Origin of the sequence: Actinokineospora sp. (genome assembly GCF_052390155.1) — a bacterium.
Taxonomy (GTDB): Bacteria; Actinomycetota; Actinomycetes; order Mycobacteriales; family Pseudonocardiaceae; genus Actinokineospora.
On sequence record NZ_JBQTHF010000091.1, the window covers coordinates 1 to 12,369 of the forward strand.

Consider the following 12,369-nt stretch of genomic DNA (forward strand, 5'->3'; position numbering starts at 1 on the left):
GGGGGGGGGGGCCTCCTCGGGGCCGCGGGGGGGGGGGGGGGGGGGGGGCCCCGTCGGGGGTCGCCCCCCCCCCCCCCGCCGTCAGGGTTTCAGCCGGTCGGCCGCAGTTCCACGGTGCTTGCCCGCACAGCGGAGACGACCGCCGAGACCTGCGCCGTGGACAGGTGCGGGCCGATGGGCAGGCTGAGCACCTCGTCGGCCAGCCGCTCGGCCAGCGGCAGGGACCCGGCCGCCAGGCCCAGTCCGGCGTACCCGGGCGCGCGGTGCACCGCGACCGGGTAGTGGATCAGCGTGCCCACCCCGGCCGCGGTCAGCCGCTCCTGCAACACTGTCCGCCGCCGGGACCGCACGACGAACAGGTGCCACGCGGACTCCGCCCACGGCGCGACCCGGGGCAGCACCACGTCGTCGATGCCGTCGAGTTCGGCCAGATAGCGCGCGGCGACCGCGGTGCGCCGCGCGTTCCAGGCGTCCAGGTGCGCGAGTTTCACCCGCAGGATCGCGGCCTGCACCTCGTCGGTCCGGGAGTTGGTGCCGAGCGCCTCGTGCTGGTACTTGACCCGGGAACCGTAGTTGCGCAGCAACCGGACGCGCTCGGCGAGGGCAGGGTCGGCGGTCACCACGGCACCGCTGTCGCCGAGCGCGCCGAGGTTCTTGCCCGGGTAGAAGCTGAAGGCCACAGTGGACGGTCCGGCGCCGATCCGGCTGCCCCGGTGCCGCGCCCCGGGCGCCTGGGCGGCGTCCTCGACCACGAACAGCCCGTGCCGCTCCGCGATCCGGTTCACCGCGACCAGGTCGGCGGGTTGCCCGTACAGGTGCACGGGCAGGATCGCCTTGGTACGCGGGGAAATCGCCGCCTCGACGCGCTCCGGGTCGAGGGTGTAGGTGTTCTCAGTGGACTCCACTGGCACCGGGCGCGCGCCCACCGCGGACACCGCGAGCCAGGTCGCGATGAAGGTGTGCGCCGGGACGATCACCTCGTCGCCGGGGCCGATCCCGAGCCCGCGCAGGATCAACTCCAGCGCGTCGCGGCCGCTGCCCACGGTCACGCAGTGCGCGCCGCCGCAGTAGGCCGCGAACTCGGCCTCGAACGCCTCGGTCTCCGGGCCGAGCAGATACCAGCCCGAGGCCAGCACCCGCGCGACCGCGGCGTCGATGTCGGCCCGCAGCTCGGCGTACGGTGCCCGGAGATCGAGGAACGGGACCGCCATCTCAGCCGTTGAGCGGGCTGGTCTGGTGCGACACCAGCTTCCACTCGCCGTCCTGGCGCGCGATCACCCACATGGTTCGGACCACGCGCTCGGCGGGCAGCTCGGTCTCGCCCGCGTACAGCACGCCGCCCTCGGTGATCGCCAGCGCGACGTCGTCGGTGAGGAACCGGATCTCCAGCGGCTCGTCGACCAGCGACGCGCCCTTGTAGTGGCTCGCGAAACCGGTGGCCATGTGCGCGCGGATCTCGTCACGGCTGGTGAGCTGGTCGTCGCCGATGAGCAGGCTGCCGTTGTTGGTGAACACGTCGGCGAAGACGTCCGCGTCATTCTGCTCCCACGCGCCGCGGATGCGCAGGGGCACGCTGAGCACCGCGCCCTCTTTCCCGCCCGCGAACGCGCCGTAGTGACTGGCCCACTTCTTGGCCCCTGCGACCAGCGACGATGCCTTCGACATGCTCGTTGTCCTTTTCCTGGGGGGCGGTGCGGGTCACGGACCAGCCGCGGCACACGGCGAACCGCGCGCCGGTCCAGGGACGGCCGATCGGCCGCCGGGTCCGTCGATTGCGTAGTCCATGGTCGACTCCGATGATCGCCCGGCGCATCTTCCAGAATGCGGCATTCGGGCGGAAAACGGTTTCGAGCCCGGGGATCGCGGGCGGCTGCGGTACCGTGGCAATTGATTACACCGAGTAGTCGTCTGGGTGCGGCCGAGCCGTTCACCCAGCCTGAGGCGGAGCCGGTCGCGGTTCCTCAGCCGGCCGGGCCACGCCGCCGACCGCCGCCTCCCCCGAACCCAGGAAGGACCGCAGAAGATGACCACCTTTGTGTTGATCCACGGCGCCGGAGACGTCGGTTGGTACTGGCATCTGCTCGAAGCCGAACTGCGCAAGCGGGGCCACGACGTGGTGGCCCCGGACCTGCCGTGCGACGACGACAGCGCGGGTCTCAAGGAGTACACCGACACGGTCGTCGAGGCCATCGGCGAGCGCACGGACCTGGTCGTGGTCGGCCAGTCGTTCGGCGCGTTCACCGCGCCGCTGGTGGCCGACCGGCTGCCGGTCGACGTGCTGGTGCTGCTGGCCGGGATGGTTCCGGCGCCGGGGGAGAACCCTGGGGACTGGTGGGACAACACCGGCTACGGGACCGCCGCGGCCGACGCCGCCGAGCGCGACGGCGGCCTGACCGGCAACGACGACCCGTTCGTCAGCTTCTACCACGACGTTCCGCGCGCGCTGGCCGAGGAGGCCATGAGCAAGGAGCGCGCGCAGTCGCAGACCCCGATGGGCACACCGTGGCCGCTGGCGCAGTGGCCGAGTGTGACCACGAAGTTCCTGCTGTGCAGCGAGGACCGCTTCTTCCCGCCGGACTTCTTCCGCCGGGTCGCCAAGGAGCGCCTCGACGTCACCCCCGACGAGATCGCGAGCAGCCACTGCGTCGCGCTCGCGCACCCCGAGAAGCTGGCCGACATCCTGGAGGGCTACACCGCAGGCCGATAACGCACTTTCGCGTATGTGGACTCCGCGAGTCCGGGTTTTCTTCGAACCCGGACTCGCGGAGTCTTTTTGTCGTATCGGGCGCTCTGTGCGGGCACCGCCGCCCAGGGCAACCCGGGAGATGCGGCGGCAGGTAGTGAAATGACACCGTCAGATAGTGAAAACGTCATGTACGGGCACCGCGGATCCCATACCGGACGGTATTCCGCTGAAGACGATTTCGGTCCAGTGACGACGAACGTCGACCGTATTTCCGGCAGCTATGAAACGTGAGGACACCAACGATGACGGCGACTGTAGAACCGGCGGTGTGGGAACGGAACGCGAGCGCGCACGCCGACGAGCGGCTGGTCGGTCCGCGCGATCCGGCCTGGTGGTTCACCGGCGTGCGCCCCGAGGCCGGTGTGTGTCCGGGAGTCGGCGCGACGGGCCGGATCACGTCGCTGCCGATGCCGGATCTGTCCGTCTGCGACCGTGCCGCGGTGCTCGACTACTTCGACAACTCCTGGACGCTGCAGGAGACCCTGTTCGCGGGCCTGCAGACCGCGGAGGCGTTCTACCGGCCGCCGGACCACGGCCTGCGGCACCCGATGCTCTTCTACTACGGCCACCCGGCGGTGCTCTACATCAACAAGCTGCGGGTCGCCGGGCTGCTCGACGAGGGTGTCGACGCCTACCTGGAGCAGGTGCTGGAGACCGGCGTCGACGAGATGTCGTGGGACGACATGTCGAAGAACGAGATGCCCTGGCCCGCTGTGGAGCGGGTGCACGCCTACCGGGCCACGGTGTACCGGCTGGTCCGCGCGGTCATCGAGGCGACCGACTTCGCCCCGGACCTCGGGCGTCCGGTGACCATGGACGACCGGGCGTGGGCGCTGTTCCTCGCCTTCGAGCACGACCGGATCCACCTGGAGACCAGCTCCGTGCTGATCCGGGAGATGCCGCTGCGGCTGGTCGCGCCGCCCGCCGCGTGGCCGGCGCCCGCGCCTGCCCGACGCACCACAGTGGACGGTAAGCCGCAGCCGGAGTCCTATCCAGACAACCACACCGTCGCGATCCCCGGCGCCACCGCGCATCTGGGCAAGCCGCGGTCGTTCCCGTCGTTCGGCTGGGACAACGAGTACGGCAGCCGCGACGAGCAGGTCGCCGACTTCGAGACCACCCGCTTCCTGGTGAGCAACGGCGAGTACCACCGGTTCGTCGCCGACGGCGGCTACCGCAGGCCCGAACTTTGGTCGGACGAGGGCGAGCGCTGGCGCCGGTTCCGCAACGCCAAGTGGCCGCGGTGGTGGGTGGCGGCAGGCCCGACCGGGCTGCACGCCTACCGGCTGCGCACGACCTTCGAAGAGATCGACCTGCCGTGGGACTGGCCGGTCTGCGTGAACTTCCACGAGGCCAAGGCGTTCGGCGCCTGGCGGTCCGAAAAGGACGGTCGGAGCTACCGGCTGCCCACCGAGGTCGAGTTCCACCTGATGCGCGCCCTGCCCGCGAAGCCGGGCGTGGCCGACGACCCCGTGATGCGCGCGAGCGGCGCGGAGTTGGGCGAGGAGGGGATCAACGTCAACCTCGCCTGGGGTTCGGAGAGCCCGGTCGACCTCTCGCCCCCGTCGGCGCTCGGCGTGCACGACACCGCGGGCAACCTGTGGACCTGGAGCGAGGACCTCACCAACCCGTTCGACGGGTTCGCCGTGCACCCGTACTACGAGGACTTCTCCATCCCCTGCTTCGACGACCAGCACCAGATCATCCTCGGCGGGTGCTTCGTCAGCACCGGCGACCAGGCGAGCATCTGGGCCCGGTACCACTTCCGCCCGCATTTCCTGCAGCAGACCGGAATCCGGCTGGTCGCCGCCCCCGAGCAGCCCGCCAAGGACACCGACGTGGACCCGTACGCCACCCAGGAGATGCTCAACCGGTACCTGCTGATGCACTTCGGCAGCGTCGAGGACACCTTCGGCCGGGCGGACCATCCGCTGACCCCGGCGCACGGCTATCCCCAGCGGCTGGCCCGATTCCTGCTGGCCGAGGCCGAGCGGACCGGGGCGACGCTGAGCCGGGTGCTCGACGTCGGGTGCGCGGTCGGCGGGGCGTCGTTCGCCCTCGCCGAGGGCACCGCGAGCGTGGTCGGCGTCGACCTCAGCGCCCAGTTCGTGGAGACCGCGCGCACGCTGGCGCGGGGTGAATCCGTTGCCTACGAACGGGTCGACCAGGGCGAGGTGCGCACGCGCAAGTTCGCGCGCACCACCGCGGCCACCGACGGCATCGGCGTGGAGTTCGTCGTCGGCGACGCCTGCGCGCTGCCCGCGCTCGGCTCGTTCGACGCGGTGGTGGTGGCCAACCTGCTCGACCGGCTCGCCGATCCAGAGGCGTGCCTGCGCCAGTTCACCGACTCCGCGGAGTTCCTGCGCGCGGGCGGCCTGCTGCTGGTGGCCTCGCCGTGGAGCTGGCAGAGCGGCTACACCACACCGGAGAACTGGCTCGGCGGTCGGGCGCAGTCCTCGACCAGCGAGCACACGCTGCGGCGGCTGCTGGCCGGGGCGTTCGATCTCGTCGCCGAGGCGAATGTGCCGGGAACGCTGCGCAACCACGCCCGGCATTTCGAGCTCTTCGACGCCGACGTCACCGTGTGGCGAAAGCGGTGAATTCGTAGTCGATTCGCGATATCGACCTAAGAGGACTGTCGCGGTGGCGGGCCGGACGAGTTTCCGGCCCGCCTTCGGCGTGCGTACTCCGCATTCTGAGAGATGCCCGCCGGGCGGGACGACTGTAACGCTGATAGCCGGATAAACGAATCGCGGGAAGGACACAGCAATGCGCGTCCTGTTCGTCACCTGCCTCAACAAGTCCCAGATGTATCTGATGGCCCCGCTGGCCTGGGCGCTGCGGACCGCGGGGCACCAGGTGCGCGTCGCCAGCCAGCCGGACCTGGTGGACGACATCGCCGGTCTCGGCCTGACGCCCGCGCCGGTCGGCGCGCTGATGGCCCGGCTCAAGGACGAGCTGGCCGAGGCCGAGCCTGAGGAAGAGGCCGTCGTCGCCGACGCGGACCCGACCAACCGCACCAAGCCGGTGCAGAGCGCCTACGGCTGGGACGACCCGGCGAGCGAGTTCGTCGACATGGCCACCGACTTCTTCCCGATCCTCACCACGGATTCGTTCCTCGACGACCTCGTCGCCTACGCCCGCGCGTGGCAGCCGGACCTGGTCATCTGGAACACCCTCGCGTTCGCGGGCCCGATCGCGGCCCGGGTCAGCGGCGCGGCGCACGCCCGGCACCTGTGGGGTGTGGACGCGCTGGCCCAGTTGCGCGCGGGTTTCGTTGCCGCGCAGGCAGAACGCGGCGCCGAGGCACTGCCGGACCCGATGGCGGCCTGGCTGGGGCCGAAGCTGGAGCGCTATGGTCACACGTTCGACGAGGAGATGGTCCTGGGGCAGTGGACGATCGACCCGGCGCCGCCGTCGATGTTCCACCCGACCGGCGCGGGCGTGCACTACGTCCCGGTGCGCCAAGTGTCGTTCAACGGTCCGGCCAGTGTGCCGGACTGGGTGCACGAACCGCCCAAGCGCAGGCGCGTGTGCATGACCCTGGGCTTCTCGCACCGGGACTCGCACGGCGTCGAGGCGTCGGCGGGGGAGCTGCTCGAAGCGGTGGCAGACCTCGACATCGAGGTGATCGCGACCTTCAGCGCCAAGCAGCTCGACTCGCTGACCCGGGTGCCCGACAACGTGCGCGCGGTCGAGTTCGTGCCGTTAGGGGTGCTGTTACCGACCTGCGCCGCGATCGTGCACCACGGCGGCCCTGGCACCTTCGCGACGGCGCTGGAGCACGGGGTGCCGCAGTTGATCGTCCCGGGCACCTACTGGCACGAGAAGTGGTGGGCGCCGGTCGCGCAGGCCAACTGCGTGGAGGACCGCGGCGCGGGGGTCTATGTGGCCGACTCCGACCAGCTCACCGCGCAGCGGCTGCGCACCGAGTTGGAGCGGGTGCTGGGCGACCCGTCGTTCGCGCGCAACGCCGAGCGGCTGCGCGTCGACCTGCTCGGGGTGCCCAGTCCCAACGAGATCGTTCCGCTGCTGGAGAAGTTGACGGCCGAACACCGGTCGCGCACGTAGGCCCGCCGCGGGGGAGCCGGGGCGGGTCGTGATCTGGACGCAAGAGAAAGGGATCAGGCGATGAATTCGAACCCCGCAGACGGGGCAGCCCAGTTGGCCGGGCGGCGGGAGTGGCTGGGGTTAGCGGTATTGGCCCTGCCGACGATGCTGCTCGCCCTCGACCTCGGCGTGCTCTACCTGGCGCTTCCGCAACTGAGCGCCGACCTCGCCCCGACCAGTACCCAAACCCTGTGGATCATGGACATCTACGCGTTCATGACGGCCGGCTTCCTGGTCACCATGGGAACTCTGGGTGACCGGATCGGCAGGCGCAGGCTGCTGATGATCGGCGCCGCCGCGTTCGGCGTCGCCTCCGTGCTCGCCGCGTACTCGAACTCGGCGGAGATGCTGATCGTGACCCGGGCGCTGCTCGGTGTCGCGGGTGCCACGCTGGCACCGTCCACTTTGGCCCTGATCAGCAACATGTTCGCCGACGCGGGCCAACGCGGCATGGCCATCGGCGTCTGGATGAGCTGCTTCATGGCGGGCACCGCGCTCGGCCCCGTGGTCGGCGGCGCGCTGCTGGAGTCGTTCTGGTGGGGATCGGTGTTCCTGCTCGGCGTCCCGGTGATGGTGCTGCTGCTGATCGCCGCGCCCGTGCTGCTGCCGGAGTACCGCGACCCCGACGCGGGCAAGCTCGACCTGCCCAGCGTAGGACTGTCGCTGGCGACCATCCTGCCGATCATCTACGGCATCAAGGAGATCGCGCACGACGGACTCGGCGCGGTGGGGCTGCTGACCATCGCCGCCGGTCTGGCCATCGGGTTCGTCTTCGTGCTGCGGCAGCGCAAGCTGACCAACCCCCTGATCGACGTGCGGCTGTTCCGCATCCCGTCGTTCGCGGGCGCACTGGGCATCCTGCTCCTCGGCCCGGCCGTCATGGGCGGTGTCGGCCTGTTCGTCAACCAGTACCTGCAGATGGTCGAGGGCCTCTCGCCGCTGCGGGCCGGGCTCTGGCTGGTGCCCTCGGCCATCGCCACGGTCGTCGGCGCCATGTTCGCCCCCGCCATCGCCCAGCGCATCGCACCGAGCCGGATCGTCGCCGTGGGTGCGGTGATTCTCGCCCTCGGTGGTGTGTTGCTGTCGCAAGTGGGCAGTTCGTCCGGGCTGCCGCTGCTGATCGTCGGCCTGTCCGTGGTCTTCTTCGGCTTCGGCCCGATGGCCTCGTTGGGCACCGACCTGATCATCGGCGCCGCTCCGCCGGAGAAGGCGGGCTCGGCGGCGTCGATGTCGGAGACCAGCAGTGAACTCGGCGTGGCCCTCGGCGTCGGAATCCTGGGCGCCATCGGCACGGCCGTCTACCGTGGCGAGATCGTCGACACCGTGCCCGCGGGCGTCCCGGCCGAGGCCGCTGCCGCCGTCACGGACACCCTCCCGGGTGCCGTGACCGCGGCGGGGCAGCTCACCGGCGACCTCGCCCCGGCCGTGCTCGCTGCGGCCAGGGAGGCGTTCACCAGCGGTCTCAACACGATCGGTGCCATCAGCGCGGGCATCGGGGTGGTGCTGGCGATCATCGCGGGCGTCCTGCTGCGCGACACCGGCGGTTCGGAGGAGGCCACCGACGACACCTCGGCGGCCGAGGCCGATGGGGCAGGTGACGAGGCGCCCAAGGATCTGGTCACCGGATAGGGGACCAGGGTGTGGCTGCGTGACCGCGAACGGGATGCCGCGGTCACGCAGCCAACCGCTATGTCCTGGCCGCCCGTCCACATAGGACGTCGCGGCTGGCGGATAGTCGCGGCGCCGCCCGGCATCGGAACCGGCACGAGGTGCGCGGCGCGCGATCGGGTTCGCCTTTCGGACTTGTCCCGCGGCTCGGGCCGCCTTGCGGACTCGCACCGCTGCTCTGGCCACCTCCCGAACCGCCCACGGCCCCCCGGACTTGTCCACATCCGCCGGATCCATCCACAGAAATCCCGCCCCTCTCCCAAACCCGGCCATCGCCGATAGGCTGGAGCAGGGCCGAGCCCCCTGAGGTTGGGCGGGGGTTTGCCCGGTGGGGTCGATTCGGCAAAGTCGATCATCTTGGATGGGGGCAGCGGGCGTGGCTCTCACTGACCATGTCGGTGTGCCGACCTGCGGAAACGCTGGTTCGGGTGCCAGACGGCGGGTAGCCGCCAAGCTTGTTGTGCTTGACGGACGTGACGCGTTGGCCCGTAAGGCTTCCCGCGTGGTGGCCAGCGTGTTCCACAGTGGACAGAAAGATCCCGCGCCGACTGCTCGGCGCGGGATCGTTGCTGTCGGCGCTCAGTTGGTGCTGGTCAAGCCGGTGCTGGCGCTGACCAGCACCCGCCACCGGCCGCGGTCGTCGGCGGTGTAGGTGAGGGAGCTGAAGAAGTGCTCCTGGTACTCGAAGTCCGGGAAGACGAGCGTGGAATCGGTGACCAGCAGCGCAGTGTCGCAGTCGACGACCTTCTTCACGTGGGGGAAGCTCGCGGTGAAGTTCAATTGGAAGAGCTGGCCGAAGAGGCCGGCGATCTCCTGCTTGTTCAACTGGATGTCGCCATTCGGGTCGATCTTCGTGGCGTCGTCGCGGTAGAAGCTCATTAAGCGGTCCAGGTCGCGGGCGAGGAATGCTTCGTCGTACCGCCGAACGGTGTCGTCGAATCGGCGCTGGCACTCCGCGATCGTGCGATTCCGGTTCCGGTCGGTGTCGCTGGGAAGCGCCTGGGCGGGGGCGCTGAGCACAGTGGTGATACCGACCACGGTCAGCAGCGCACTGATTTTCTTCATGGGACTCTCCCTGGTCGAATGTCGATGTCCGAAAAGGCGCGATCCCGGCCGGTGGTCCCGGCCGGGATCGCTGCGGCCCGTGCTGGTGTGCTCAGACCGTGGCGGCCGATCGGGCCGCCGACTTGCGCGCCGTGCGCCGCAGCCACCAGTACACGAGGCCGAGGTTGAGGATCCAGTTCAGCCAGAAGCCCGCCAACTGGGCGACCACCGGCACGTTGAGTTCGTAGGACGGGAACAGCAGTGCGCCGTACCAGGCGGCGTTGAACATGAGCCTGCCGGTGAGGATGCTGGTGGCCAGCGCGAAGCTGTAGAGCATGAACTTGCGGTGCTCCGCCCAGCGGTGCTGGCGCGCCATCTGGTAGCCCGCGATGGTGGTGCCCAGGGCCAGGATCGTCCACACCGAGGACCCGATCGCGCCGATGCCGGTCAGCATGCCGAACGGCATGATGGCCAGCGACAACAGCGCCGACGGGATGATCCCGGCGAAGACGTAGAGCCTGCCGCTGGTGCGGTGCACGGTCGGGTAGGTGCGCCGCAGCCACGGCCAGACCTGCAGGACCACGGTGACGATCGCGATCGTGCCGAGCGTGATGTGCGCCAGCAGCAGCGAGTAGTGCGGGGTGAACGTCTCGTTGATCGGGATCAGCGACTGCGCCGGGTCCAGCGTGAGGTACACCGGCCACGACATGTACAGGAAGGCGGCCACGAGCAGCGCCAGCGGGATCATCCAGGGCCGCCGCCACCACGAGCGCGGTGCGGGTGAACCGGGCAGTCGGTCGAGTTCCTCGGTCACGCTCGCCGGAATGCGGACCTGCTCCGAATGCTGCGTCACGGTCGGTTCCTCCTCTGGTGGGAAAGGCGGCATCGGGGCGGACGCCGGGTGCGTCGGGGAAAAAGAATAGCGGCAGACAGCGCGAACCAACCGTATCGAGTGGACATCCCGGGCTCCTCTCCCATTGTGCGGAAATGATCGCCACGGCTGGCCGAGGAATAGCCTGTCCGGCACCCTGTGCGCCGTGTTATGCGCGCTGGGTGATTATCGGTGGGTGCGGTGAAGTGTTGTGCATTCTGGAAGAAGGCACGGCGTCCCCGCTGCTCCATCCTGCTTGTAGCAGTCATCCAAGGAGGAGCAATGTACGACTACGTGATCGTCGGCGCGGGTTCGGCGGGCTGCGTGCTCGCGGCGCGCCTGAGCGAGGACCCGGACGTCAAGGTCTGCTTGGTCGAGGCGGGTCCCGCGGACACCTCCCCGAACATCCATGTCCCGGCCGCGTTCGCCAAGCTCTTCCGCACCAACCTCGACTGGGACTACGACACCCACGACGAGCCGTTCCTGGACCGCCGCCGGATCTACCTGCCCCGCGGCCGGGTGCTGGGCGGCACCAGCTCGATCAACACCCAGATCTACATCCGCGGCAACAAGCTCGACTACGACGGCTGGGACCAGCCCGGCTGGAGCTTCGACGAGCTGCTGCCCTACTTCAAGCGCTCGGAGGACAACGAGCGCGGCGAGTCCGAGTTCCACGGCGTCGGCGGCCCGCTCGCGGTGTCGGAGAACCGGTCGAACAACCCGATGTCCACCGCGTTCGTCGAGGCCGCGGTCGAGGCGGGCTTCGCCGCGAACGACGACTTCAACGGCGCCGAGCAGGACGGCTTCGGCTACTTTCAGCTCACCCAGAAGGACGGGCGGCGGGCCAGTTCGTCCACGGCGTTCCTGCACCCGGCGCTGGGCAGGCCGAACCTGACCGTCGAGACCAACGTCCAGGTGCACCGGGTGCTCATCGAGGACGGCTGGGCGACCGGTGTGGTGGGCGCGCGGCTGGACGAGGAGATCACGATCCGCGCCGAGCGCGAGGTCATCATCGCCGCGGGCGCCTACAACTCCCCGCAACTGCTGCAGCTCTCCGGGATCGGCCCGGCGGCCCTGCTCGGCATGCTCGGCGTCCCGGTCGTGGTCGACCTGCCCTCGGTCGGGCAGAACCTGCAGGACCACGTGCTGATCCCGCTGATCTACGCCCACGAGCACCCGATCAGCATGCTGGCCGCGGGCGCGCCGGAGAACTTCCAGCAGTTCATGGCCGAGGGCCGCGGGCCGCTCACCTGCAACGGCCCGGAGTCGGGCGGGTTCGTCCGCTCGCGGTCGGGGCTCGCGGCGCCGGACGTGGAGTTCCTGTCCGCGCCGGTGATGTTCGTGGACAACGGTCTGGGCATCCCGACGAGCCACGCGCTGTCCTACGGCCCGTCGATGATCGCCCCGCGCAGCCGCGGCAGCGTCTCGCTCGCCTCGGACGACCCGACCACCAAGCCGCGGATCGTGCACAACTACTTCGCCGAGTCCGCCGACCTGGACGACGCGGTCGTCGCGCTGCGGCTGGCGTTGCGGATCGCGGGGCAGCAGGCGCTGTCGCCCTACACCGCGACGCCGTTCCGCCCGCCCGCCTCGGACTCCGACGCCGACCTGCGCGACTACATCCGCCGGTACACGCACTCGGTGTACCACCCGGCCGGCACGTGCGCGATCGGCTCCGTGGTCGACGCCGACCTGCGCGTGCGCGGCGTCGAAGGCCTGCGGGTCGCCGACGCGTCGGTGATGCCGACGGTGGTGCGCGGCAACACGAACGCGCCGACCATCGCGATTGCCGAGAAGGCGGCAGACCTGGTCCGCAAGACCACCGCCTAGCGCGGGCTGCTCACCAGGCGGGCGGCGCGAGGGGGCGGCGGCCGCCCCCGGGGGGGTGGGTGTGGGGCGCCGGTAGTGGCGTTGTCCGCGGGGAGCGCGC

Annotated in this window: 9 protein-coding genes; 5 read left to right on the forward strand and 4 right to left on the reverse strand. The window is 70.2% G+C overall.

The genetic code is table 11. The annotated features are described in order from the left end of the window. Positions 1-89 precede the first annotated feature (89 nt). Positions 90-1,211 carry a DegT/DnrJ/EryC1/StrS family aminotransferase gene (locus ACT4N7_RS26200; protein WP_444831522.1) on the reverse strand — a complete coding sequence of 374 codons (1,122 nt, stop codon included), beginning with the start codon at positions 1,209-1,211 and terminating at the stop codon, positions 90-92. 1 nt (position 1,212) lies between these two features. After that, positions 1,213-1,665 (reverse strand): SgcJ/EcaC family oxidoreductase, encoded by a 453-nt coding sequence (locus tag ACT4N7_RS26205; protein ID WP_444831523.1) that lies wholly within the window; start codon positions 1,663-1,665, stop codon positions 1,213-1,215. Between the two features lie 358 nt (positions 1,666-2,023). Between ACT4N7_RS26205 and ACT4N7_RS26210 the strand changes: the two genes are divergently transcribed. The 4 genes from ACT4N7_RS26210 (at position 2,024) to ACT4N7_RS26225 (ending at position 8,485) form a co-directional block, all read left to right on the forward strand. Beyond that, a complete protein-coding gene (locus ACT4N7_RS26210) occupies positions 2,024-2,707 on the forward strand; it encodes an alpha/beta hydrolase (RefSeq protein ID WP_444831524.1) in 684 nt (227 codons plus the stop codon). A 281-nt stretch (positions 2,708-2,988) separates the two neighbouring features. Beyond that, positions 2,989-5,346, forward strand: coding sequence for a 5-histidylcysteine sulfoxide synthase (ovoA, locus tag ACT4N7_RS26215; RefSeq protein WP_444831525.1), 2,358 nt, complete (start codon positions 2,989-2,991; stop codon positions 5,344-5,346). A gap of 169 nt (positions 5,347-5,515) precedes the next feature. Then, a complete protein-coding gene (locus ACT4N7_RS26220) occupies positions 5,516-6,817 on the forward strand; it encodes an activator-dependent family glycosyltransferase (RefSeq protein WP_444831526.1) in 1,302 nt (433 codons plus the stop codon). 60 nt (positions 6,818-6,877) lie between these two features. After that, positions 6,878-8,485, forward strand: coding sequence for an MFS transporter (locus ACT4N7_RS26225; protein ID WP_444831527.1), 1,608 nt, complete (start codon positions 6,878-6,880; stop codon positions 8,483-8,485). 618 nt (positions 8,486-9,103) lie between these two features. Here ACT4N7_RS26225 and ACT4N7_RS26230 read toward each other — a convergent pair. Together ACT4N7_RS26230 and ACT4N7_RS26235 are read right to left on the reverse strand one after the other, a co-directional pair. After that, positions 9,104-9,589, reverse strand: a complete 486-nt coding sequence (locus tag ACT4N7_RS26230; RefSeq protein WP_444831528.1) for a YybH family protein — start codon at positions 9,587-9,589, stop codon at positions 9,104-9,106. Between the two features lie 91 nt (positions 9,590-9,680). After that, a complete protein-coding gene (locus tag ACT4N7_RS26235; protein ID WP_444831529.1) occupies positions 9,681-10,421 on the reverse strand; it encodes a DUF2306 domain-containing protein in 741 nt (246 codons plus the stop codon). Positions 10,422-10,721: 300 nt separating this feature from the next. Here ACT4N7_RS26235 and ACT4N7_RS26240 point away from each other — a divergent pair, with 300 nt between their 5' ends. Beyond that, the gene (locus ACT4N7_RS26240; RefSeq protein WP_444831530.1) at positions 10,722-12,269 is read left to right on the forward strand and encodes a GMC family oxidoreductase; all 1,548 of its coding nucleotides are present in this window, start codon (positions 10,722-10,724) and stop codon (positions 12,267-12,269) included. The last annotated feature ends 100 nt before the right edge of the window (positions 12,270-12,369 follow it).

What these genes read in the sequence shown, in the direction of transcription:
- ovoA (WP_444831525.1), top strand. Translation starts at nt 2,989, where the DNA reads ATGACGGCGACTGTAGAACCGGCGGTGTGGGAACGGAACGCGAGCGCG.
- ACT4N7_RS26230 (WP_444831528.1), bottom strand. Translation starts at nt 9,589, where the DNA reads ATGAAGAAAATCAGTGCGCTGCTGACCGTGGTCGGTATCACCACTGTG.
- ACT4N7_RS26210 (WP_444831524.1), top strand. Translation starts at nt 2,024, where the DNA reads ATGACCACCTTTGTGTTGATCCACGGCGCCGGAGACGTCGGTTGGTAC.
- ACT4N7_RS26205 (WP_444831523.1), bottom strand. Translation starts at nt 1,665, where the DNA reads ATGTCGAAGGCATCGTCGCTGGTCGCAGGGGCCAAGAAGTGGGCCAGT.
- ACT4N7_RS26220 (WP_444831526.1), top strand. Translation starts at nt 5,516, where the DNA reads ATGCGCGTCCTGTTCGTCACCTGCCTCAACAAGTCCCAGATGTATCTG.
- ACT4N7_RS26200 (WP_444831522.1), bottom strand. Translation starts at nt 1,211, where the DNA reads ATGGCGGTCCCGTTCCTCGATCTCCGGGCACCGTACGCCGAGCTGCGG.
- ACT4N7_RS26225 (WP_444831527.1), top strand. Translation starts at nt 6,878, where the DNA reads ATGAATTCGAACCCCGCAGACGGGGCAGCCCAGTTGGCCGGGCGGCGG.
- ACT4N7_RS26240 (WP_444831530.1), top strand. Translation starts at nt 10,722, where the DNA reads ATGTACGACTACGTGATCGTCGGCGCGGGTTCGGCGGGCTGCGTGCTC.